Source organism: Oleiagrimonas sp. MCCC 1A03011 (assembly GCF_003267965.1).
GTDB classification, from domain to species: Bacteria; Pseudomonadota; Gammaproteobacteria; order Xanthomonadales; family Rhodanobacteraceae; genus Oleiagrimonas; species Oleiagrimonas citrea.
The window spans coordinates 341,064-363,833 of the sequence record NZ_MSPY01000002.1 but is presented as its reverse complement, the minus strand read 5'-3'; the positions used below and the strand labels follow the sequence as shown (position 1 = coordinate 363,833).

Sequence of the window (22,770 nt, the reverse complement as noted above, 5' to 3'; positions counted from 1 at the left end):
ATGCCGCGTCCATGATGACGGGCGGCATTGAATTCGTGCTGAACCGCGTATTTCAGGCCGCATCCTGACGCATCGGACCGAGCGCGGAAATCGCTTTCTCGACCAAAGTCCAGTCGGCCTCCGGGCGATGCACACCCTCGCTCAGCACGCGACGGAAGCGGCGTGCACCGGGCGCGCCGTGGAACAGACCGAGCATGTGCCGCACGATGTGCTTGAGCTGGCCGCCACGGGCCATCTCGGCCTCGGCATAGGGCCGCATGCGGCGCAGCAGTTCGACGCGGTCCGGCAACGGGGTGCCCCAGAGCCGCGCGTCCAGCTCGGCCAGGATCCACGGATGCTGGTAGGCCGCGCGGCCGAGCATCACGCCATCGACGTGCTGCAAGTGCGTCACCGTGGCGTCGACGTCGACGATGCCGCCATTGATGATGATGCTGAGCTGCGGGAACGCTTCGCGCAGCCGGTACACGCGGCCGTAGTCCAGCGGCGGCACTTCCCGGTTCTCCTTCGGGCTCAGTCCCTGCAGCCAGGCCTTGCGGGCATGCACGATGAGGATCTCCACGCCGGCGTCGACCATGCATTCGGTGAACCGCTGCAGATCGGCTTCGCTGTCCTGGTCGTCGACGCCGATGCGGCACTTCACCGTCACCGGCACCGGAACCGTCTCGCGCATGGCACGCACGCAATCGGCCACCCGCTTCGGTTCCAACATGAGGCAGGCGCCGAAGCGCCCGGACTGCACGCGGTCCGACGGGCAGCCGACATTGAGGTTGATCTCGTCGTAGCCGGCCTCCGCGCCATGCCGTGCGGCCTGCGCCAGCTCGTCCGGCTCACTGCCGCCCAGCTGCAGCGCCACCGGGTGTTCTTCCTGATTGTGCTCGAGCAGATGCAGGCGATTGCCGTGGACCAGCGCGGCAGCGGTGACCATCTCGGTATACAATCGCGCATGCGGCGACAGCAGCCGATGGAAATAGCGGCAGTGCCGATCGGTCCAGTCCATCATCGGCGCGACGCTCAGACGCCAGGGGTGGTCCTCGCCCCGCGACGAGGCGACGGAACCGGCATTCGGGGCCGTCAAATTGACTTCGGTCATGTCGGACATCGGCGGAATACGGGATGCTGCGTGCTGCATAGGATACATGCGCTCCCGCTCGCTGCGCCGCGAACGGGCGGCGGCGCGCCCCGGCTTCAAACATCATAAGAGATCAAGGCATGGTAGCTCTGGCCACGGAGCGCGTTCTCGACGTGCACCACTGGAACGATTCGCTGTTCAGCTTCAAGACCACGCGCGACCCGGGTTTCCGCTTCATCAGCGGACAATTCGTCATGATCGGCCTGCCGGTCGACGGACGCCCGTTGATGCGCGCCTACTCGATCGCCAGCGCGCACTACGACGAATACCTGGAGTTCTTCTCCATCAAGGTGCCGGACGGCCCGCTCACCTCGCGGCTGCAACACCTGAAGGTCGACGACGAGATCATCGTCAGCCGCAAGCCCACCGGCACCCTGGTACTGGGCGACCTCAAGCCCGGCAAGCGTCTGTATCTGCTCGGCACCGGCACCGGCCTGGCTCCCTTCCTGAGCCTGATCCGCGACCCGGAGACCTACGAGCGCTTCGAGAAGGTGATCCTGTGCCACGGCGTGCGGCAAGTCGAGGATCTGGCCTATGCGCACTACATCGAGCAGGAGCTTCCGAACGACGAATTTCTCGGCGAGTTGGTGCGCGAACAGCTGCTGTACTACCCCTCCGTCACGCGCGAGACCTTCCGCCACACCGGGCGCCTGACCACGGCCATCGAGACCGGTGCGCTGACCGACGCGCTCGGCCTGCCGCCGCTGAATCCCGACGAAGACCGCGCCATGCTGTGCGGCAGCCCGTCGATGCTGGACGACACCAGCGCCATGCTGGATGCGCGCGGTTTCCAGGTCTCGCCGCGCACCCGCGAACCCGGCGACTACGTCATCGAACGCGCCTTCGTCGAGAAGTGACCCTCGGCCTCGGCGATCGTGCCGAATGGCGGTAGCGCTCGCCGCGACGAAACGGGCATGATGACGTCATGCCCTGGATCGACATCCTTCTGTATGTGCTGGCCGCCGTGCTGGTCGTCATCGGCCTGGCCGGCGCCATCCTGCCGGCGCTGCCCGGCGTTCCGATTCTCTACGCCGGCCTGTGGCTGGCGGCTGCCGTCGACGGCTACCACCACGTCGGCTTCTGGTGGCTCATCATCATCGGCCTGATCGGTGCGCTGGCGATGCTGCTGGACCTGGTCGCCAGCGTCTTCGGCGCCAAACGCGTCGGTGCTACGCCAGCTGCGCTGTGGGGATCGGCCATCGGCACCGTGATCGGCCTGTTCTTCGGTCTCCCGGGCCTGTTGCTGGGGCCGTTCGCCGGCGCGCTCGCCGGCGAATTGACGTCGGGAAGCAGCGTATTGCGCTCGACCCATGTCGGCGTCGGCACCTGGATCGGACTGCTGCTCGGGACACTGGCGAAGCTGGTGCTGTCGTTCGTGATGCTGGCGCTGTTCGCCTTCGCGATGCTGTGGTGAATCCGTCAGCCTGCCGGCGCGTTCGGCAGCACATACAGCAGCACGGCCAGGTAGTGCAGCACGCTTCCGGCCAGCACGAACAGATGCCAGATGGTGTGATTGAATGGCAGCCGCCGGCTCAAGTAGAACGGCACGCCCAACGTGTACGCCACACCGCCGGCGAACAGCAGCACCAAGCCACCCGTGGCGACATGCTCGATCAGCGGACCGATCGCGACCAGCCCGATCCAGCCCATGGCGATATACAGCAGCGAGGCCAGCCAGCGCACCTCGTGCAGGAAGCCCAGCTCCACCACGCTGCCGATGATCGCCAGCATCCACACCGTACCGAACAAGCTCCAGCCCCAGGCACCGGGAAGAGCCAGCAGCGTGAACGGCGTATAGGTTCCGGCAATCAGCAGATAGATCGCGATGTGATCCAGCCGGCGCAGCCAAGGCTCCACCCGCGGCGAAGGCTCCGGATGCTGCACGCTCGACGTGGTGTGGTAGACCGTCGAGGCCGTGTATAGCAGCACCAGCGTGCTGCCGAACACGGCGCAGGAAGCGATGGCTCTCGCTTCTCCGTACTGCATGGCGAAGGCCACCAACACCACCAGACCGGCGATGCTGAGCAGGATGCCGATGCCATGTGTGACGCTGCTGGCGATTTCGTCGAGAAGGTCGAACCGGTCCAGCGCGGCGGCAGGCGCCGAGGATGTCATGGCGAAACTCCGAAACGCCGCGCCAGGCGCGGCACGACTTCAACATACCCGAGCGTACGGAATCTTGCGAGCACCCGCGATGCGATGTTTCGTCACATCGCGGACGCGAAGCGACGCCTCAGCGTTCGATGATGAATGCGCCTGCGTCCACGCCGAGGTTCCAGCCCTTGCCCTTTCCGGCCAGCGCCAGCGACACGTTGCCCTTGGTGACCACACCCGACGAGGCACTCTTGTCGTCGACACCGGCATGCGCGCCGGCCGTGGCGTAGTGGCCGTACACCTGATCGATCGAGGACAGACCGGTGAACTTGCCGACGCCGTTGTGGACCTCGGTCTTGCCGAACGTCAGGCCACCGCCCTTCACGCGAATGCGCACGTGCACACTCTGTCCGTTGGAACAGGTCACTGTGCCCGAGCCCTTGGCGGTCTTGTAGAAGATCGACCAGCCCGAAAGGCTGTAGCGCAGCTTGCACGAAAGATCCGCCGCACGGGCCGTGTGCGGCGCGGCGAAGGCAAGGGTTGCCAGAAGCAAGGTCGGAATCATCCAGTTGCGCATGTCGCCACTCTCCCTACGGATGGTTGAAAGCTCCATTCTGGCACTCGAAGATGAACGTGCAGGCAACGCGCGCAGGATGCACGACGCGGCTTCAATGCCTGCGCGGATCGGTCTAGAGTGACAGCCAGACCATCGGGAACAGCACCATGCCAAGTATGCAATTTCTGGTCAGGGTCGGTCCGGACGATGCACCGACCACGGCGCTCCGCATCGCCGGACACGTCGCACACCGCCTTCACGCGGGCCTCGACGGCGTGCAGATCGTGCCCCTGCCGCCCGCCGCCTTCAGCGTGCCCGAGGCCGTACCCATGCAGATGGACACCGTGCAGCGGCAGTTCACGCATGCGCGCGAACGCGATGCGTGGTTCGCGCAGCAACTGGAGTCCATGAATCTGAACGGCCGCTGGCATGCCGCGCAGGGCGATGCCTCGACCGTGCTCTGCCACATGGCGGCGGCGTACGAAATGCTCATCCTGGCCCGCAGCGACGAGCATCGCGACACGCCGCTCGGCTACGGCACGATCTCGCGCAGCGTGTTCGGCTGCCGCTGCCCGGTGCTGATCCTGCCCGAGGACATGACGAACGAAACCTGCGGCGAACGCATCGTGGTGGCCTGGAACGGCAGTCGCGAATCGACCCTCGCGTTGCGCGGCGCGCGACCGCTGCTGACTCGCGCGACCCACGTCCGCATTCTCGACGGCAGCAGCGATGCTGAGCGCGTTGATCCGATGCGTCCGCCGACGCTGCACCTGCAGGAATGGCTGGATCGCCACGACATCAAGGCGACTATCGAACCATTCCAGCCGGACGGCGCATCGGGTCCGGCCATCGAAGCACGCGCCAGGGACGACAACGCGGACCTGATCGTGATGGGCGCCTGGGGACGCTCACGCCTGGCCGAACTGGTGCTGGGCGGCGCGACCCGCCACCTTTTTGGACAGCGCGCTTTTCCGCTTCTCGTCGCGCACTGATCCACCCCGAAAACGGACACCTGGCCATCCATACGCCCATGCGTTAACCCCGTTCGACGTTCATGTGCGTTCCATGAAGAACGAAGCGCAGGTGAAAACCGGGCGCCGCTCGCGCGTTGCATCGCGTCGGCTCCGGGCACCACGCGCCTCGTTCCTCATGCAAAGGAGGTGGCCATGTCCCCAACCGTTCTCGAACGCACTCCGACCGTTCACCCGGATCTGGCGCGCATCGTCGCGATCAGTGCAGCCATCAGCCTGAATGCTGCCCTGCTGCTAATGGCCATGCGTCCGCTGTCGCCGGTTCTGAAACTGACGCCCACCCGGCCGGTGCTGCAGGTGCGAATCATCGAACCCAAACCGGTGGCGACGCCCAAACCGCTTCCGCCAGTGGTGATGCCGAAACGCCCCAAATCCAAGCCGGTCGTGCACAAGACACGGCCTGCCCCGACACCGGCTCCTGTGACGCAGGTTGCGCCGACGCCGATGTCCACACCACAGCCGGATGTCGTGCCGCCCGCGATGCCCAGCGACATCGCCCCGACCACGACACCGACCACCGTGCCCCCGGGGCCTGTCCACGCGAACCTGGCCTACGCGCTCGCGCCCACGCCAATCTACCCGACCGCGGCTCGCCGCGCCGGCATGCAGGGTACGGTGATGCTGCGCGTGCTGGTCGACGCACAGGGGCGGCCTCAGGATGTGCAGGTCGCACAAAGCAGCGGCTATCCGTTGCTGGATCGCACGGCACGCCTGCAGGTTCTGCGCAAATGGCGATTCCAGCCGGCCACGGTCGACGGCCACGCCTCCGCAGCCTGGGCGATGGTGCCGGTGGTCTTCAGTTTGCAGCGTCCATGACGATCCATGCCGTCACGCGCTCGCCGCCGAGGTGACGCGGCTTCACGGCTCAAGGACGCCGACGGGTCGCGTTCTTCGCGGCCCGTCGACCCATGCGGATCAGGCCGCGCGATGACTTTCGTGCGGCGGATGCGCCGGCGTGGAGTGACTCGCGGCGCGCGCGATCAGCCAGACGACGCCGACCACGAGCAGCACCGGCAGGACCGCGGGCAACAGCGCCAGCAGTGCGAACGGCAGAACGGCCAGCCCGACAACCAGCGCAAGCAGCCCGCCGAGCAGACTGAACAGCCCACCCACCAGGCCGAAGACCAGCTTGAACATCAGGCCGATCAACGAACCGACCAGCCACAGCGCACCAATCACGGCCACGACCACAAAAAGCTCGATCATCGTTGTCTCCTCGCGCGATTCGCGCGGATAGCATCGGGCGGCGAGTTAAGCATTGCCAAAGCCCTTTTTGTCACGCTTCATCTTACGCCTCCGTCGAACGCCCCGCATCGGCCGGAAGTCATCGCTGCGCATGCCTCATGCGTTTGAGTAGACTCGTGGGTCGTTCCGGCAGCGGCGCACGCCGCCCGACTCCGGTCCGAGTCGCCCCGCATGAATGGAAGACCCAACCATGAACAACCCGACACGCTACGGCTTCTGGCTGCGCAATCTCCACTGGCTCATCGCTGCCCTGGTGATCGCCGCGTTGGCGCTGGTGGAACTGCATGAATTCGCCCCGCGCGGTTCGTCGTTACGCTCGAACATGATGTATTTCCACATGCAGTTCGGCCTTGCCGTGCTGATCCTGTTCCTTCCGCGCCTGATCGTGCGCCTGGCCGGCAAGCGACCGGCCATCGAGCCCCCCGCACCGCTCTGGCAGCGTATCCCTGCACATGCCATGCACGCCGTGCTCTACGCGCTGATCGTCCTGCAGCCGGTCCTGGGCCTGTTGATGATGCAGGCCGGCGACCATGCGATCGCCTTCTTCGGCATCCCGTTGCCGACGATGGTGTCGCCCAACGAGGCGCTGTCGCACCAGTTGGGCGGCTATCACAAACTGGCCGGAAACGTATTCCTGTGGCTGGTCGTCGCCCACGCCGTCATGGCCTTCTGGCATCACTGGGGACGCAAGGACAACACGCTGCGACGGATGTTCTACGGCAAATCCTGACGCGCTGACCTTCGCTCGCTGCGCCGGCGCCCTCGCCGGCGCAGAGGACCGCTGACCAGCAGCCAGCCCAGCATCACGCCGAGGCCGGCTGCCACGACCTCGCCCACCACGCGCATGCCCAGATAATCGGGATCGTGGATGCCCGACAGCACGCGCTGGATGGTCACCGGCGACTGCATGGGCACGATACCCATGTACACCAGATTCCAGATGTCCGCGCTGCATGCCGTCAACAACGTGAACAGATAGGCCCAGCCGATCTGCTTGCCGTGGCTCCAGCGCAGCCGCCGACCGACCACGACGTGTACCAGAAGCAGGGCCACGATGCCGGCCGCCAGAGCAATCAATGACGCTTCCAGCACGCCGGCCATGCCCATGTCGAGAAAGCGCAGATTCATGCGGCGCGATCAGGCCAGATGCTGCGCGAAGAATGCCAGCGTGCGCTTGCGCGCCAGCGCCGCGGAAATCTCGTCGTAGCTCCCGCGGTCATTGCAGTTGAAACCGTGATCGGCCGGGTACACATGGAACTCCGCATCGGGGTTGGCCTTGCGCACGCGGTCGCGATCGGCCGCACTGATGTGCGCATCGCGCTCGCCGTAGTGGAACATTAGCGGTGCCTGCGCCTCCTCTTCCACGAACTGCGTGTTGCGTCCGCCGTAGTAGCTCACGGCCGGAAGCCCCAGGCGCAATGCCGACAGATAGGCCACCGTGCCGCCCCAGCAATACCCAACCACGCCGACCTTGCCGACCTGCGCGACCCGGTCCGCCGCGGCCTTGACCAGATCCAGCGCCGCCTCGAAGGAAATCTGGCCGACGAATTCCAGCCCCCGCTTCACGCCGTCCTCGTCGTACGCCAACTCGACGTCCGGCTCGACCAAATCGAAGATGGCCGGCGCGATGGCCGTGTAGCCGGCCTGCGCGTAGTCGTCGACCACACGGCGGATATGCGCGGTCACGCCGAAGATTTCCTGGATGACCACCACACCCCCCTTGGGCGCGCCCTCCGATTGCGCCATCCATGCGTTCACGGCCGGCGGGCCGTCCTGCAGTCGAATCTTTTCAGCCATCGTGGTTCCTTGTGGGGTGGGGATCTTTCAGACGTCGTCCTGCCGACGCAACGTCAGCTCGGGCAGGCCGCTGGCGCGATGCACGCGCACTTCGACATCGATGGGACGGCAGCATACTTCGCAATCCTCGACGTAACGCTGCGTTTCCACCGTGCAATCGACGGTCAGCTCGATCGGCTCGCCGCAATACGGGCAAGTCGCGGCGACCGGTTCCAGTTCGTTCATGGCGGCCTCCGCCGTTCCTGCGGACATTCGCCTTCCAGCTTACTCCGTGCGTCCGCAGCGATCACGCCTCGACGACCGTTCCCCGTCGCAGCAACGCACCATTCGGACTTCCTGGCGGCGAGAACAGCGCCGCCACGATTTCGCTCGCCGGCGCATCCGCCGAACGCGACGCCGCCTGGCCGCCCATGTCGGTCCGTACCCAGCCCGGATCGAGCGTGTTCACGCATACATCGACGTTCGGCGGCACGCAGGCCGCGAACTGGCGCGTCACGGCGTGCAGCGCCAGCTTCGAAAGCCCGTAGGCCGGCGGCGTGCCCGGCGCCGCTACCGCGGAGGCCTCGCCCCACCCGGACCCGATGTTGACGATGCGCCCATGACCGGCACGCACCATCGCCGGCAAAACGAGCTTGCACAACCGCCATGCACCGAGCAGATTGGTTTCCAGCACCTCACGCAGCGTCACCTCGTCCAGCGACAGCGCATCGAGCCCCTCGTCCGGCAGCACACCGGCGTTGTTGACCAGCCCGTCGAGGCGGCCGAAGCGTTCGAGCGCATCGGCTACGAACGCTTCACACTGCATCGCGTCGGTCACATCCAGCCTGCGCACGCATCCGTCCTGCATACCCGGTAGCGCGGGCATGCGCACCGGATCGCGCACGCCCGCCCACACGATCCCCCCCGCCGCCAGCAACGCCTGCGCCGTGGCCAGGCCGATGCCCCGATTGGCGCCGGTCACGGCGATCACGCGATCGTGAAGTCGCGGCACGAGTCGATCCTCAGAACAGCGTCAGCAGCACGAGCACCAGCCCGACCATCGCCACCACCCACGCCAGCGTGCGCAGCACGGGAATCCCCAGCGCGTAGAGCGGCAGATAGGCGAGCCGTCCCCAGAAGTACAACTGCGCACCCAGCGCAAGCTCGGCATCGGTACGCCCCATCGCCAGCGCCGCCAGCAGCACCGCGGCGAACAGCGCGAAGGTCTCCAGGAAATTCAGCGATGCGCGTTGCAGCCGACCGCCCACGCCATCCAGCGGCGGCTTGGGCACATCACGCGCACTCAGCGCCCAGCCCAGACCGTTGCGGGCGACCGAGAACGTCGCCGCCAGCGCGATATGCAGCAAGCCCAGTACCACGCTCCAGGCCAGCATCGTGATCGTCATACTCATGTCTTTACCCTCCCCGGCAGGCCGGAATGGCCCGGCGCCACTATGCATCGCCGCACCCGGTACGTGCCACATATAAAATCGCTTGCAATTAAATTGCGCGCTATATATTATCCAAAGCCATGAACACGAAATCCCGCCACGACACGCCTCGCCTCGACGCCCAGCTGTGCTTCGCGCTGTACGCGGCCAATCTCGCCATGAGCAAGGTCTACCGGACCCTGCTCAAGCCGCTGAACCTGACCTACTCGCAGTACCTCGTGCTGATGGTGCTGTGGCAGGAGAATCATCGCAGTGTCTCGGAGATCGGCGAACGCCTGCAGCTGGATTCGGCAACGTTGACGCCACTACTCAAGCGCATGGATGCCGCTGGCCTGGTGACCCGCGCCCGTTCGCGCGAGGACGAGCGCCACGTGGTCGTCTCGCTGACCGAGAAGGGACGCGAACTCGAATCCAGGGCAGGCGCCGTGCAGGATGCCGTGTTCTGTGCCAGCCAGTGCTCCGTCGACGAACTCGGCGATCTTCGCGACCAACTTCAACGCCTGCGGAACCACCTCGCGGAGAGCGCATGATCGCGTTCTTTTCGCCAACTGAATAGTGCGCTATTTAATAGCCAGCTATTTCAATTCCCCCCGGAGAACCTCCATGAACATCGAAAATGTCCTTTACCGCGCCCAAGCCACCGCCACCGGCGGTCGCGACGGACGTGCCGTGTCCTCGGACGAAGTCCTCGACATCCGCCTGACCACACCCAAGTCGCTGGGCGGCGATGGCGCCGAAGGCACCAACCCCGAACAGCTGTTCGCGGCCGGCTACTCGGCCTGCTTCCTCGGCGCAATGAAGTTTGTCGCCGCCCAGGACAAGATGCGCCTGCCGGCCGATACCGCCATCACCGGCCACGTCGGCATCGGCCCGATCCCGACCGGCTTCGGGATCGAGGTCGAACTGCAGATCCAGCTACCCGGCATGGAGCGCGAAACCGCCGAGGCCCTGGTACAAAAGGCGCACACCGTGTGCCCGTACTCCAACGCCACCCGCGGCAACATCGACGTCACCCTGACCGTGATCTGAGCACTGCGGCGGGCGGAATGGTCTGCCCGCCGCATTACGATGGCTCGCTCCTCGATATCCCGCACCGCTCACAGCCCGAGCTTTTCCGTTCTTCAATAGCGCGCTATTCAAGGGCTATCGATGCGCAAGGAGCCTCCCCATATGCAACCTCAAGCCCTCCCTCGTCATCGGCAACCGGGCTACGGGACGCATGCGTTCGGGCCACGCCGCTCACGCCGGCGACACCCCGACACGCACCACCATCAGGCAGCTGACGCGCGATGCATGACAGACCGGTTCCGTACTTCGCTCAACCGGTTTCGCCCAACAACCCACGCGTCCGGGCATGCCGCACTCGACTGCGCAGGCGCAGGAAAGGTCGCTCCACGCCGTAATGGAACACCGCTCCGACCAGCAGCACCGCCACCGCGTAGACCAGCACGGTCCACCACCCATGCCCCTCGACGCGCGCGCCCAGCCAGCGATGCACGTTGGCGTAGACCGCTTTGTGGGTCAGGTACAGGCTGTAGGAAGCCAGTGCCAGCCAGGTCGCACCGGGCACGCGGCGGCGCCCGACGATGCTGTGCGGACTGGCCGCGCCGCACACCAGCGCCATCATGCCCAGCGCCAGCAGCGGATATCCGAACACATTCTGCGCGAACGCCAGCCGCTGACCGGCGAACCACACCATGCACAGCCCCACCAGACCCAGTCCCACGATCAGCAGCGCCCACGCACGCGCCTGCAGCCAGGACCAGAGCTGTGGTCGATAACAGCGGATACCGGCCAGCACCACACCGCCCAGCAAATCGTCCAGACGCGCCCAGGTCGGCATGTACAGATAGCGCATGTACGCCTGCCCCGCCGCGCGACCGGCGGCCTGCAGCGGCGCGACCTCCGTGGTCCACAGCATCCCGCGCAGCAGCATGCCGCCGAGCATCAGCACCATGCATGTCGCCACCACACGGCGCGGCGACGGTCGCCAGGCCAGCGCCACGGCGAACATCGGAAACAGCAGATAGAAGTGCTCCTCCACGCACAGGGACCACGCGTGCGAAAGCGCCACCTGGGACGACGGCGCCGGCCACAGATTCATGCTGAAGGTCAGGAATTCCCAGGTTGGCCGCATCTCCGGCGCTTCGCGCAGAAAGGGCCAGCCCACATAGATCGCGAGCACCAGCAGATACACCGGCAGAATCCGGAACGCACGCCGCAGATAGAAGTCGGCGAACGAGAACGGCTCGCCGCGCGCCAGCGGTTTCAACACCTGCGATCCGATCAGGAACCCACTGAGCGCGAAGAACAGGTCCACACCCATCCAACCGCTCCAGCGCCATATCCCGCCGCCGCTGTAGCCCCCCGCGTAATAGCTGTGGAACACCATTACCCAGACAATTGCGATCGCTCGCAGCAGATCCAGTCCCGGCTGCCGTTGCATGCTTGTCCCTTGCCGCGTGCCCCGATGCACGCGGCGAGCCTAGTCGGCAATTCGGGCAAATGGCGGGCAGGTTCGAGCCGACGCCATGACAGGCGCCGGAAGCCATGCCGAACCGGCTCGCGCTAGAACGACGTGCGCCGCACCTCGAGATCGCGTAAATCACGCCGCTTCCAGTACGCGATACGCGCCTGCCACTGCGAGGCCGCCACATGATCGCGCCCGAAATCGACGCCAATACGGGCGCCTTGAGGTTGTTCCAGCTCCAGCACGATGCGGTTGCCGGACTTGCGTTGCAGGCCCAGCCGGTTGGCAGCATGTGTCCACTCGTGCTTCCAATGCCGGACCTGTTCGCTACGAAGCATGTATTCGTGTGCATCCGGCGTGCGCACCCAGAGCCGGTCCGAAGCATGATCCAGTGCGATGTTCCGGTGATGCACCGACGCCTGGAATCCGCTCGGAAACCTGGGTTCGTAGCGCAACAGAAAACGGTACGCCAGCAAACTCGCCAGGAGCAGCAGCAAGGCCGCGCCGAGCATCAGGTCACCATGCCGTTGAATGACATGATCCAGCTTGGGCCAGATCAGTATCGCCGCCAGACATGTCGCCAACGCCGCCCCGATCAGCGTCAACCGAATCGCAAACCTTTGCCTCGTCGATAGGTAGTGCATCTCCAACACTCCCGATTCCCTTCCATTCGCGTTTGATGTGACATCGATCCGTGATCGCGGTTCGCAAGTGATGCATCGCGCCCCTCCGCACGACCACCGATCCAGCTCCGATTATACACGTTATACAGGTAACATCTCTTGTTTCGTCTAACGCATGCTCGGGTAATAACGTCCATGGCCGGACCTTCGAGCGACGGTCATGAAAAGAGCTTCGATCCACACCCCTGAGCATGCCGAATTGGTCACGCTACTGCGTGATCTGCGTCTCGAAGCCGGACTTTCGCAAGCCGAGGTCGCCGCTTCGCTGGGGCGTCCGCAGACCTATGTCTCGGCCATCGAGGTCGGCCAACGGGGCGTGGATCTGGTCCAGGTCCGTGAACTGGGCGCCATCTACGGCGTCACCTTCACCGACTTTGCCGAGCGGCTCGAACAACGCCTCAAGGACAAAATCAGCGAGACGCGACCGCCGAGGCGACGACGCAAGTCCTGACCCTGACTAGCGCAAAACCTACCACGCCCGTTATCGACAGGCATCTACGCCATCCGCGCTACATCCGGATGACCGTCTCCCCGAAACCCAGCGAGACACACTCCACATCGGCATCGGGTCTGCTCTGCGCGCCCGCAAATCGCCCGCGTCCCGGCTCCGATCCGTCGTGAATCCCTCGCAGACTACGTGCATCCGGCCTCGCGCCGCTATCAGGGAATGCATGCATGCTTCGTCGTGAACTTCTGAAAAGCCTAGCGGTAGGTGCCGGCATGGCGGCCATGCCGCAGGTGCGCGCGCACACGCCCGAAGGACGCCAACTCGACGCACGTCGCTACATCCATACGCGCCTTGCCGCGCTGGAAAAGCGTCATGGTGGTCGTCTTGGTGTGGCGATGCTGGACACGGCCAGCGGTCGGCAGATCGGCTATCGCGCGGATCACCGTTTCCTGATGTGCAGCACGCACAAGGTGCTGGTGGTCGCCGCCCTGCTGGCGCGCGTGGACCGCGGCATCGAGGACCTGCAACGCCGTGTGATCTTCGGTCATCAAGCCCTCCTCGATTACGCGCCCGTCACCCGGCGCCACGTCGGCACTCCCGGCATGACGCTGGAAGCTTTGTGCGAGGCCGCCATCACCCTCAGCGACAACACCGCGGACAATCTCCTGCTGAACGCACTGGGCGGGCCCGATGCCGTGACCGCCTATGCCCGCAGCCTGGGCGACCGGGTCACGCTGCTCACGCGCACTGAACCGGCGCTCAATCTCGCCCTGCCCGACGACCCCAGCGACACCACCACCCCGCAGGCCATGCTGAGCGACCTGCGCGACCTGTTGATCGGCGAAGCGCTGCGTCCGGCTTCGCGCCAACGCCTGCTTGGCTGGATGCGCGCGTGCCAAACCGGCTCGCGACTGCTGCGCGCAGGACTGCCTCGTGCCTGGCGCTGCGCCGACAAGACCGGTCGCGGCGCCGCCAACGAGATCCACGACATTGGCCTGATCGAGCCGCCGCACGGCAAACCCGTGCTGGTCTGCGCCTATTACGCCGGCTCCATCGCACCGGAACCGGCCCGCGAGAGCGTGCTCGCCGATGTCGGTCGGCTCGCGGTCACGCTGCGCGGCTGATCGTGCTTCCGGACATCCGACGGATGCCGCGCACTCAGCGCGGCTCGTCCAGGCGCAAGGTCAGGCATTTGGCCGAACCGCCGGATTTCATGAACTCGCCCAGCGGCGTTTCGATCACGTCGTAGCCGAGTCCGCGCAAGCCGTCGCGCAGCGCATCGCTGGCCCGATTCAGGATCACCGCATCGTTCACGTCCACCGCATTGCAGGCGAAGGCAGCGGCATCGTCCGCGCCGACGGCGAGACGCCTGTGCGCCGGCACCCGCTCCTCTATCAAGGCACGCGAAGCGTCATCGAAGGCCGCCGGGTGATACAGCAGTGCACCGTTCTGCAGGGGACAAAAACAGGTATCCAGATGGTAGAAACGCGCATCGCTCAGTCTCAAGGGAATCACCTCGATATCCAGCATGGTTCCCAGGATGTCGGCACACGCCGCGTCGCTGCGATGCCCGTATCCCATCCAGAGCAGCGACTGTCCGCGATCGAGCAGCGCGTCGCCCGCACCCTCGAAATCAAGTCCCTCGGGCAAGGCCTGGATCGTGTAGCCCTGCTGCGCGAACCAGTGCTCGAACAGCGGCTCCTCTCCCTTGCGCTGCGCATGACGGAACCGGCTGGGGACGAACGTGTCGCCGAGCACGACGCCCGCATTGGCGGTGAAGGGCATGTCCGGAAGGCCCGGCGCAGGCTCGATGAGCCGCACCTCGGCGCGGGCGCTCAGCAGGGCATGCAAAGCGTCCCATTGCGCCTGCGCCCGCGACCGATGCACACCGTCGACATGACGCGCCATCCACGGGTTGATCACGTACGAAACCTCGAAGTACGTGGGCGGGCACATCAACATGCGGGGTCGTTGCGTCATGCAAACCTCCTCGTGCGGGAATCGTCGAACTCAAGGACCTGCGGACAAGTCCAATGCGTGTCGCCAGATCGACCGTAACGGATCAAGGCATACGGACAAAGGGGGCCGGCAGCCGATCGAGCAGCCCGTACAGCGCAGACATGCAGACAGACAGATCCGGTTCAACGCCGCAATTCAAGTGGCAGGGCGCTGTCCTGCAGATTTCAGCGTGAAGCCTTGAATAATTTGTTGCACGAATGCAGCGGATGCCGTTATCACCGTTGGTTGTTAGGTGCTCTCACGCTCCACGAGGCCTCCATGCACTGTGCGTGTCATCATGGCATGGAACTGCACGACGACCTCGCCCCTGCCTCGGCTCCGCTCGCACAAGGCCCGCCCATGTCCGATCGCATTCTCGTCCTGTATGGCTCCTACCGCTCCGATCGCGCCGGCATACGACTGGCGAACTACATCGTGCACGGCCTGCGCGCGCGTGGCGCCGAAGCCGAACTGATCGATGCCTTGCAGATCGACCTGCCCATGCTCGATCGCATGTACAAGGAGCATGCCGAGGGCGAGGCCCCCGAGGCGATGAACGCCCTGGCGAAAAAGATCCGTGCGGCCGATGGTTTCGTGTTCGTGACCGGGGAATACAACTGGGGCATGCAGCCCGGACTGAAGAACCTCACCGATCACTTCCTCGAGGAATGGTTCTGGCGTCCCGCCGGAATCGTCAGCTATTCGGCCGGGCGACTGGGCGGCGCGCGCGCCAACCTGCTCTGGCACGGCACCCTGTCTGAAATGGGCATGGTCGTGATCTCCAGCACCGTGCTGGTCGGCTCGGTCGGCCAGACGCTCGACACCGAAGGCCGGCCGCAGGGCGAGGCCGGCGCGTTCCTGGAACAATCGTTCGCGCGCTTTGCAGACGACCTGGCCTGGTGGACCGAAGCCGCGCGCCTGCAGCGTCAGCGCCGCAAGCCGCCGTACTGACCGGCTCACGCCGAGGCACGCGCCGGTTATGCACTTTGCTTCCCGGCCGACGCGACCGGCTGCGGTACCATGAGCGTTCATGCGATCCGTCGACACATGGCCTCGCGTCCTGCGCAGACGTGAAGCCCGACGCGTTGCGAATCTTTCTTGCACCGAGCGACCGCTCCGCGGGACCACCCAGTCCGCGACGTGCGATGCCACGGCCAGCGCCACCATCCACCGTGCACGTCGCTCGCGCACTCGATTCATGCACACGCCACCACGTCCCCGTTCCCCATGACGCGTCACACCGCATCGCCCTCCACTTCAGCCGGGTCCAGCCTGGCCGTGATCATCTTCTGGCTCGCCTCCGGCGCCTTCGCCATCGGCGCGGGTGAATTCGCGGCCATGAGTCTGCTGCCGTACTTCGCCGCGGAGTTCCACGCGTCCGAAGCCGTGGCCGGACACGCCATCAGCGCCTACGCGCTGGGCGTGGTCATCGGCGCACCGCTGATCGCGATGTTCGCCTCGAGACTGCCTCGCAAGCACGTACTGCTGGCCCTGATGGGTGTGTTCGCCATCGGCAACCTGCTGACTGCGCTGGCGCCCTCGATGTGGACGATGGATCTGGCGCGTTTCCTCAGCGGCCTGCCGCACGGCGCGTTCTTCGGCATCGCGATGCTGTTCGCCGCCGACATCGCCGGGAAGCACCGACGCGCACAGGCCGTCAGTCAGGTCATTCTGGGCCTGGCCATTGCCAATATCGTGGGTGTCCCGGTGGTCAACTACCTCGGCCAGCTGCTTGGCTGGCGTACCGGCTTCGCGATGGTCGCGGCGCTGGCCTGTCTCACCGTGATCATGGTCTGGCGCACCGCACAGTACAAGGGACCGCATCCCGACGCACATCCGCTGGCCGAGATCGGCGCCTTCCGCAATCGCGACGTGCTGCTGACGCTGGCCATGGGCGCCATCGGCTTCGGTGGCATGTTCGCGGTGTACACCTATTTCAGCGCAGCCTTCCTGGCGACCACGCATGCGCCGGCATGGGGCGTGTCCGTCATTCTGATGATCTACGGCGTCGGCACCACGCTGGGCAACATCGTGGCCGGCGCATTCTCCGGCGGCCGCCTTCTGAAGGCCGCCCTGGCGCTGCAGATCGTGCTGGGTCTGGCCTGCGGTTTCTATGCATTCTCGATCGGCAACGTCGTCCTCATGGGCACTTCGCTGTTCATCATCGGCCTGGGCGGCGGTCTGGTCGTGCCCTTGCAGACGCGGCTGATGGACGTGGCCGGCAACGCCCAGACGCTCGCCGCCGCGATGAACCATGCGGCCTTCAACATGGCCAACGCACTCGGACCGTGGCTGGCCGGCATGGCGCTCACAGCCGGATGGGGCTGGCGCGCGACCGGGGGCGTCGGCGTCGCCCTGGCCCTCGGCGGTGTGGCGATCTGGCTCGCCATGCGCTGGTCGGAATCGCGCCGCACACTCGATGCGGACCTCGAACGCGCCCCCGCCTGACGCTCCGAACGCGCACGCTTTTCGGATAGTTCCCGCTGCATCAATGGCCGCGCTCGCCCCGGTTTCGCTCGACGTCCGTCGCTGCGAACTGCATCCCCTTCTCGGCAGCTCGCCAAACCGAACTAAGCGGATACTAAGCAATATCCCGCTATATCCCCCTGCGCGCAGCGTATGTCTCCGCCTAGAGAGACCGCTCGTTGCGCGCGTCCGCGCTCTTATGTTTCACGCCGCGGAAAGGCTGGGGGCAGTTTGCATATGAAAAAGCCTTAAGTAGGAAGGCGTGAATGCGGGAACCGACTTGAGCCGAACGGCTCGTCGAGCGTTTGCATCGGCGTGTCTTCGTTCGGCCTGTGATCGGACATCAACTTATTCGACGCATTCAAAGGAGAAGCCTTATGAAATCCACAGGAAAAATCCTGACCGCCCTTTCGCTGACCCTGCTGGCCAGCGCCAGCTTCGCGGCCAAGCCGCCCACTCCCATGAACTACGAAGGCACGCCTGGCGGCGTCCGCCTGCTCGAACAGGGTCAGCCGGTGGCCATCGTGCATCCGACCGTGGATGCGATGGATGCCTGGCGCGCGCAGCATCCGAACCGCGGCCAGGCCAAGGGCGGCAATCACGGTGGCGGCTCCACCACCACCAACAACCTGATCTACCAGGGCGGCACCGGCGGCATCGGTGTGGAAACTTCGCCGAAGGTCTATCTGGTGGTCTGGGGTTCGCAGTGGAACAACAATGATCCCAGCGGCGAAGTCTCGATCCTCGAGTCCTTCCTCGGCAGCGTCGGCGGCAGCTCCTGGCTGAACAGCGTCACGCAGTACTGCCAGGGCGTGAGCAGCGGCACCGAGTTCTGCAACGGTGCAGGCACCGCAGCCGGCAATCCGCTGAACATCTATCAGAACGTGTGGTTCGACAACAGCTCGGCCGCGCCGAGCCATCCGACGCAGTCGCAGCTGGCTGCCGAAGCGGTCAAGGCCGCCGCGCACTTCGGCAACACGTCGTCCGGTAGCAACGCCAGCACCCAGTACGTGATTGCCACCGCGACCGGCAACAGCGCGTCCGGCTTCGGCACGCAGTACTGCGCGTACCACAGCTACAGCAGCTCCTCGTACGGCAACGTGGCCTACACCAACCTGCCGTACATGACCGACGCCGGCGCGAGCTGCGGCGCCAACTTCAATGGCCTGGGTTCGAAGGCCGGCATCACCATCGTCGAAGGTCATGAGCTGGCCGAAACGATTTCGGACCAGTTCCCGAGCAGCGGCTGGATCGACGGCAGCGGCGCAGAGAACGGCGACAAGTGCGCCTGGATTTCCTCCGGTCAAGGCGCATCCGCAAACGTCACGCTCTCCGGCGGCACCACCTACCCGGTGCAATCGCTGTGGAGCAACGCCTTTAATAGCGGCGCAGGCGGTTGCGTGTTGTCGTACTGATCGCGAATTCCCCTCGTGATCGGCGCCGGCGATGCCTCGTGCATCGCCGGCATTTTTATGTCCGCACCGAACGCATCCACGGCTTCGCGACAAGCGGTTCTCCGCGTCGTTTGTAAACGCGGTGACGCTTCCTACAATGACCGCGTCACCTCATCGCAACGGGCGGAACACGGCCACATGAACGACAGACGTATCCGGCGCATTGTCATCGTCGGCGGCGGCACGGCCGGCTGGATGACCGCCGCCGCCCTGGGCCAGGCGCTGCAGGGCAACTGCCGCATCGATCTCGTGGAGTCCGATCGCATCGGCACCATCGGCGTGGGCGAGGCGACGATTCCGCCGATCAAGCTGTTCAACCAGCGCCTGGGCATCGACGAGAACGCCTTCATCACCGCCACCCAGGGCACCTTCAAACTCGGCATCGAATTCGTCGACTGGTCACGCAAGGGCCACCGCTACTTCCATCCGTTCGGCCAGTTCGGCGCCGAGTTCGACAAGGTGCCCCTGCACCACTACTGGCTGCGCGAACGGACGCGCGGCGACGCGACGCCGCTGGAGGACTACGCCCTGGCCTGGATGGCCGCACGCGCCGGCAAGTTCATGACGCCGTCGAAAGATCCACGCCAGGTACTGTCCACCTTCGACTACGCCTATCAGTTCGATGCGGGCCTGTATGCGACATTCCTGCGTCGTTATGCCGAGCAGCACAACGTGCGCCGTACCGAAGGCCGGGTCACCTGCGTGCAGCTGCGCGAGGATGGGTTCATCGACCGCGTGACGCTGGAGAGCGGCGAACATCTCGAAGGCGATCTGTTCATCGATTGCAGCGGTTTTCGCGGACTGCTCATCGAGGGCGCGTTGCACGCCGGCTACGAGGACTGGCGGCACTGGTTGCCCTGCGACCGCGCGGTGGCCGTGCAGTGCGAGCACGGCGAAGCCTTCGTGCCCTACACCCGCTCCACCGCGCACGCCGCGGGCTGGCAATGGCGCATTCCGCTGCAGCACCGCGTCGGCAACGGACACGTCTACTGCAGCCACTACATCAGCGATGACGAAGCCACCGCCACGCTGATGGATCACCTGGAAGCCCCCGCCCTGACCGAACCGCGCCTGCTGCGCTTCACGACCGGCCGACGGCGACGCTTCTGGCATCGAAACTGCGTCGCCATCGGCCTTTCCGCCGGTTTCCTCGAACCGCTCGAATCAACCAGCATCCATCTGATCCAGTCCGCCGTCACACGCCTGCTGGCGCTGTTCCCGGACCGCGACTTCGATCCGTACACCACGGCGGAATTCAATCGGCTGACGGGCCAGGAATACGAGCGCGTGCGCGATTTCCTGATCCTTCACTACTGTGCCACTCAACGCGAGGAACCGATGTGGCGCCACGTTGCACGCATGGATATCCCGCAACCACTGGCCTACAAGCTGGCACATTTTCGTGGCCATGGGCGCCTGGTCGCGGAGAACCACGAACTGTTCCAGAATCCGAACTGGCTGGCGGTCCTCGTCGGCCAGGAGGTCTGGCCCGAGCGATACGACCCACTGGTCGACCTGCGCAGCGAAGTCGACGCCCCGCAGATCCTCGCCGGTCTGCGCGACGTGATCGGCCAGGCCGTCGATGCCATGCCCACGCAACGCGAGTACATCGACCGTTACTGCCGCGCGCAACCGGGGAAATAGTCAAACTGCGGCGCACGGTCTGCGCCGCAGTTTGATGATAGGGTCCGTGGATGCGTCGCGATGGCACACCTCGCCTCGCACAGCGGCGCTGGATCACCCGGCCTTCAAAGCACAGGATGTATTGCATGCGATCAAGCCGGCGCTGCCTGCGGACACTTTTGCTCGCTTGCGCTGCGCTGCTGACATCGGCCAGCGCATGGGCGGCACGCCCCTTGCGCGTGATCTATCCGCGCGCCGAATCGCAGCAGGACGCGCGCCAACGGTATCCTCTGGAAGTCCTGCGGCTGGCACTTGCCCACAGCGGCGTCGCCTATCGGCTGCATCCCAGCCACACCGACATGCAGCAAGCACGCAGCCTGCGCATGCTCGAAGCCGGACGCGCCCTCGATGTCGTATGGACCGTCACCACCCGCGAACGCGAGCGACACCTGCGCGCCATCCGATTCCCCATCGACCGCGGCATGATCGGCTGGCGCGTACTGCTGATTCATCGCGGCGATCGTGCGCGTTTCGCAGACATCAAGACCTTGCACGAACTCTCCGACTTGCGTGGCGGGCAGGGACATGACTGGCCAGATCTGGCCATTCTTCGCGCTAACGGTCTGCGCGTCGACGCCGCGGCAACTTATGAAGGCCTGTTCCAGATGCTGGCTCGCCGCCACATCGACTACTTCCCGCGATCGATCGCCGAGGTCGACGGTGAACGGGTGCACAACGCGGCACTGCCGATCGAACTCGAACCGCATCTGCTGCTGCACTATCCCTCTGCATTGTATTTCTTCGTCAACCCGCGCAACACGGCGCTGGCCGACGCCATCCGCCTCGGCCTAGAGCGCAGCCTCGACGATGGCAGCCTGCTGCGCCTGTTCCACCGCACCTACGACCGGGATCTCGCCCGACTCGGTCTGGCCCGACGCCATATCATCGAACTGCGTAATCCGGATTTCCCGCGCGATGCTCCGCTGCAACGTCACAACCTGTGGTTCCACCCGGAAAAGCGCCCATGACCGCCCGCGCGAAGAATCGACATTCGATCAGTCTGCGGCTGGCTGCCGCCACGGTGTTGCTCGGACTCATCGTTTCCGTGGCTGTGACCGCCCTTCAAGTCCATGAGATCTACCGCAACCAGGTCGAGAGTGCACGGGAGCAACTCGACGAGATTCGGCAAAGCCTGGTGCCGAGCCTGGAAGCCGGACTCTGGCAGGTCGACCGCGGCCGTACCCGCCTGCTGCTCGATGCACTGGCCCACACTCCCGGTATCGGCTACGTGCAACTCGACAGCGAAGGACGGCATGTGACCCGCGGGCAGGCCGATGCCCCGGTGCTACTCGAGCGCAGCTATCCGCTGATCCACGACGACGGCCAACGTTTCGATCTCGGCACGCTGCGCGTCGTCATCGACAGCCGCAGCACAATGACGCGGCTGCGCAACGCCATCGCACGCGAATTGCTGACCACGACCGCTGCACTGCTGAGCATGTCGCTGCTGCTGCTGTGGTTGTTCCGCCGCTGGGTGACACAACGCCTCAAAACCATGGCCACCTACGCAAGCGAACTGGACATCGAGCGTTTGCAGACCCCTCTGGAATGGCCGAAGCGTCCCAGTCGACATGCGGACGACCTCGATCTGGTCGCACAGGCCCTCAATCAGATGCGCGAGCGCATGCTCGAGGAATTCGAAGTACGCGTCCGTCACGAGCGCGAATTGCAGCAGCACCGTGAGCGCCTGGAGTCACTGGTCCGGGCACGCACCGCCGACCTGGAGGACAAAACGCGCCAACTGGAAGAAAAAAGCCGCCAGTTGCAGGAACTGGCCAACACCGACAGCCTCACCGGCGTCTGTTCGCGACGCCAGTTCCTCGCACTGCTGGACCAGGAACTTGCACGTGCGCAGCGCGGCGGCGCCGCCATGACCGTGCTGATGTTCGACGTCGACCACTTCAAGCGCATCAACGACACCCACGGTCATGCCACAGGTGACCGCGTGCTCGTGCGCATCGCCGAATGCTGCCGCGAGCAGCTGCGCCGCATTGATGTGCTCGGACGTCTTGGCGGCGAGGAATTCGCCGTGCTGCTGCCGCGCTCGGATCGGCGCGGCGCAGCCGTCACGGCCGAGCGGCTGCGCGCAGCGATCGAGGCACTCGTGATCAAGAGCGATCAGGGCGAACGCATCTCCATCACGGTTTCGATCGGGGTGGCCGAACTGGTCCACCCGGACGAGAAACCCGACGCCCTCATCGCACGCGCCGACGCCCAGCTCTACCGCGCCAAGCACTCGGGCCGCAATCGCGTCTGCGTCGACGACGAATCGACGCTCTGATTCGA

Annotated in this window: 27 protein-coding genes; 15 read left to right on the top strand and 12 right to left on the bottom strand. The window is 65.3% G+C overall.

Annotation, left to right across the window (positions count from 1 at the left end):
- Positions 1-52: 52 nt before the first annotated feature.
- A complete protein-coding gene (gene dusA / locus BTJ49_RS05265) occupies positions 53-1,090 on the bottom strand; it encodes a tRNA dihydrouridine(20/20a) synthase DusA (protein WP_113064567.1) in 1,038 nt (345 codons plus the stop codon).
- 119 nt (positions 1,091-1,209) lie between these two features.
- On the opposite strand from dusA, the gene BTJ49_RS05260 reads away from it, so the two are divergent.
- Entirely contained in the window at positions 1,210-1,986 is a 777-nt protein-coding gene (locus BTJ49_RS05260) for a ferredoxin--NADP reductase (RefSeq protein WP_113064311.1), read from the top strand.
- Between the two features lie 77 nt (positions 1,987-2,063).
- Positions 2,064-2,543, top strand: a complete 480-nt coding sequence (locus BTJ49_RS05255; protein WP_113064566.1) for a DUF456 family protein — start codon at positions 2,064-2,066, stop codon at positions 2,541-2,543.
- A gap of 5 nt (positions 2,544-2,548) precedes the next feature.
- Here the strand turns inward: BTJ49_RS05255 and BTJ49_RS05250 are convergent, their stop codons facing one another.
- Positions 2,549-3,244: a hemolysin III family protein gene (locus BTJ49_RS05250; RefSeq protein WP_113064310.1), complete on the bottom strand. Its 696-nt coding sequence runs from the start codon at positions 3,242-3,244 to the stop codon at positions 2,549-2,551.
- Positions 3,245-3,362: 118 nt separating this feature from the next.
- Positions 3,363-3,788 carry a hypothetical protein gene (locus BTJ49_RS05245; protein WP_240601755.1) on the bottom strand — a complete coding sequence of 142 codons (426 nt, stop codon included), beginning with the start codon at positions 3,786-3,788 and terminating at the stop codon, positions 3,363-3,365.
- Between the two features lie 158 nt (positions 3,789-3,946).
- Between BTJ49_RS05245 and BTJ49_RS05240 the strand changes: the two genes are divergently transcribed.
- Positions 3,947-4,771 (top strand): universal stress protein, encoded by an 825-nt coding sequence (locus BTJ49_RS05240; RefSeq protein WP_146742280.1) that lies wholly within the window; start codon positions 3,947-3,949, stop codon positions 4,769-4,771.
- 174 nt (positions 4,772-4,945) lie between these two features.
- Positions 4,946-5,626 carry an energy transducer TonB gene (locus BTJ49_RS05235; protein ID WP_113064307.1) on the top strand — a complete coding sequence of 227 codons (681 nt, stop codon included), beginning with the start codon at positions 4,946-4,948 and terminating at the stop codon, positions 5,624-5,626.
- A gap of 99 nt (positions 5,627-5,725) precedes the next feature.
- Here BTJ49_RS05235 and BTJ49_RS05230 read toward each other — a convergent pair whose 3' ends face one another.
- Positions 5,726-6,016 (bottom strand): hypothetical protein, encoded by a 291-nt coding sequence (locus BTJ49_RS05230; protein WP_113064306.1) that lies wholly within the window; start codon positions 6,014-6,016, stop codon positions 5,726-5,728.
- A 229-nt stretch (positions 6,017-6,245) separates the two neighbouring features.
- Here BTJ49_RS05230 and BTJ49_RS05225 point away from each other — a divergent pair, with 229 nt between their 5' ends.
- Entirely contained in the window at positions 6,246-6,785 is a 540-nt protein-coding gene (locus tag BTJ49_RS05225; RefSeq protein ID WP_168184672.1) for a cytochrome b, read from the top strand.
- On the opposite strand, the gene BTJ49_RS05220 is transcribed toward BTJ49_RS05225, so the two are convergent.
- The 5 genes from BTJ49_RS05220 to BTJ49_RS05200 all read right to left on the bottom strand — a co-directional run bounded on the left by BTJ49_RS05220 (position 6,770) and on the right by BTJ49_RS05200 (position 9,243).
- The gene (locus BTJ49_RS05220; RefSeq protein ID WP_113064304.1) at positions 6,770-7,183 is read right to left on the bottom strand and encodes a hypothetical protein; all 414 of its coding nucleotides are present in this window, start codon (positions 7,181-7,183) and stop codon (positions 6,770-6,772) included. The two genes, BTJ49_RS05225 and BTJ49_RS05220, sit on opposite strands and share 16 nt — an antisense overlap.
- 9 nt (positions 7,184-7,192) lie before the next feature.
- Entirely contained in the window at positions 7,193-7,852 is a 660-nt protein-coding gene (locus tag BTJ49_RS05215) for a dienelactone hydrolase family protein (protein ID WP_113064303.1), read from the bottom strand.
- A gap of 27 nt (positions 7,853-7,879) precedes the next feature.
- The gene (locus tag BTJ49_RS05210; RefSeq protein WP_113064565.1) at positions 7,880-8,077 is read right to left on the bottom strand and encodes a CPXCG motif-containing cysteine-rich protein; all 198 of its coding nucleotides are present in this window, start codon (positions 8,075-8,077) and stop codon (positions 7,880-7,882) included.
- A 61-nt stretch (positions 8,078-8,138) separates the two neighbouring features.
- Positions 8,139-8,843: an SDR family NAD(P)-dependent oxidoreductase gene (locus BTJ49_RS05205; protein WP_113064302.1), complete on the bottom strand. Its 705-nt coding sequence runs from the start codon at positions 8,841-8,843 to the stop codon at positions 8,139-8,141.
- 10 nt (positions 8,844-8,853) lie between these two features.
- Positions 8,854-9,243, bottom strand: a complete 390-nt coding sequence (locus tag BTJ49_RS05200) for an MAPEG family protein (RefSeq protein WP_113064301.1) — start codon at positions 9,241-9,243, stop codon at positions 8,854-8,856.
- A 119-nt stretch (positions 9,244-9,362) separates the two neighbouring features.
- Here BTJ49_RS05200 and BTJ49_RS05195 point away from each other — a divergent pair, with 119 nt between their 5' ends.
- Both BTJ49_RS05195 and BTJ49_RS05190 read left to right on the top strand, forming a co-directional pair.
- Positions 9,363-9,812 carry a MarR family transcriptional regulator gene (locus BTJ49_RS05195; RefSeq protein WP_113064300.1) on the top strand — a complete coding sequence of 150 codons (450 nt, stop codon included), beginning with the start codon at positions 9,363-9,365 and terminating at the stop codon, positions 9,810-9,812.
- A gap of 73 nt (positions 9,813-9,885) precedes the next feature.
- Positions 9,886-10,311 (top strand): organic hydroperoxide resistance protein, encoded by a 426-nt coding sequence (locus BTJ49_RS05190; RefSeq protein WP_113064299.1) that lies wholly within the window; start codon positions 9,886-9,888, stop codon positions 10,309-10,311.
- A gap of 289 nt (positions 10,312-10,600) precedes the next feature.
- Here the strand turns inward: BTJ49_RS05190 and BTJ49_RS05185 are convergent, their stop codons facing one another.
- Both BTJ49_RS05185 and BTJ49_RS05180 read right to left on the bottom strand, forming a co-directional pair.
- On the bottom strand, positions 10,601-11,728 hold the full coding sequence (locus tag BTJ49_RS05185; RefSeq protein WP_113064298.1) for an acyltransferase: 1,128 nt from the start codon (positions 11,726-11,728) through the stop codon (positions 10,601-10,603).
- A gap of 122 nt (positions 11,729-11,850) precedes the next feature.
- The gene (locus BTJ49_RS05180) at positions 11,851-12,396 is read right to left on the bottom strand and encodes a hypothetical protein (RefSeq protein ID WP_146742279.1); all 546 of its coding nucleotides are present in this window, start codon (positions 12,394-12,396) and stop codon (positions 11,851-11,853) included.
- 199 nt (positions 12,397-12,595) lie between these two features.
- On the opposite strand from BTJ49_RS05180, the gene BTJ49_RS05175 reads away from it, so the two are divergent.
- A complete protein-coding gene (locus BTJ49_RS05175; protein WP_113064296.1) occupies positions 12,596-12,886 on the top strand; it encodes a helix-turn-helix transcriptional regulator in 291 nt (96 codons plus the stop codon).
- A gap of 224 nt (positions 12,887-13,110) precedes the next feature.
- Positions 13,111-14,007 (top strand): class A beta-lactamase, encoded by an 897-nt coding sequence (gene bla, locus BTJ49_RS05170; protein WP_113064295.1) that lies wholly within the window; start codon positions 13,111-13,113, stop codon positions 14,005-14,007.
- Positions 14,008-14,041: 34 nt separating this feature from the next.
- Here the strand turns inward: bla and BTJ49_RS05165 are convergent, their stop codons facing one another.
- Positions 14,042-14,863 (bottom strand): arginine deiminase-related protein, encoded by an 822-nt coding sequence (locus BTJ49_RS05165; protein ID WP_113064294.1) that lies wholly within the window; start codon positions 14,861-14,863, stop codon positions 14,042-14,044.
- A 378-nt stretch (positions 14,864-15,241) separates the two neighbouring features.
- Here BTJ49_RS05165 and BTJ49_RS05160 point away from each other — a divergent pair, with 378 nt between their 5' ends.
- The 6 genes from BTJ49_RS05160 (at position 15,242) to BTJ49_RS05135 (ending at position 22,765) form a co-directional block, all read left to right on the top strand.
- Positions 15,242-15,832, top strand: a complete 591-nt coding sequence (locus tag BTJ49_RS05160) for an NAD(P)H-dependent oxidoreductase (RefSeq protein ID WP_113064564.1) — start codon at positions 15,242-15,244, stop codon at positions 15,830-15,832.
- Positions 15,833-16,108: 276 nt separating this feature from the next.
- On the top strand, positions 16,109-17,329 hold the full coding sequence (locus tag BTJ49_RS05155) for an MFS transporter (protein WP_113064293.1): 1,221 nt from the start codon (positions 16,109-16,111) through the stop codon (positions 17,327-17,329).
- Between the two features lie 395 nt (positions 17,330-17,724).
- Positions 17,725-18,762, top strand: coding sequence for a hypothetical protein (locus BTJ49_RS05150; RefSeq protein ID WP_205300798.1), 1,038 nt, complete (start codon positions 17,725-17,727; stop codon positions 18,760-18,762).
- A 177-nt stretch (positions 18,763-18,939) separates the two neighbouring features.
- On the top strand, positions 18,940-20,445 hold the full coding sequence (locus BTJ49_RS05145; protein ID WP_113064292.1) for a tryptophan halogenase family protein: 1,506 nt from the start codon (positions 18,940-18,942) through the stop codon (positions 20,443-20,445).
- 125 nt (positions 20,446-20,570) lie between these two features.
- Positions 20,571-21,452 (top strand): hypothetical protein, encoded by an 882-nt coding sequence (locus BTJ49_RS05140; protein WP_168184671.1) that lies wholly within the window; start codon positions 20,571-20,573, stop codon positions 21,450-21,452.
- Positions 21,449-22,765, top strand: a complete 1,317-nt coding sequence (locus tag BTJ49_RS05135; RefSeq protein WP_113064290.1) for a GGDEF domain-containing protein — start codon at positions 21,449-21,451, stop codon at positions 22,763-22,765. Before BTJ49_RS05140 ends, BTJ49_RS05135 begins: the two co-directional genes overlap by 4 nt.
- Positions 22,766-22,770 lie beyond the last annotated feature (5 nt).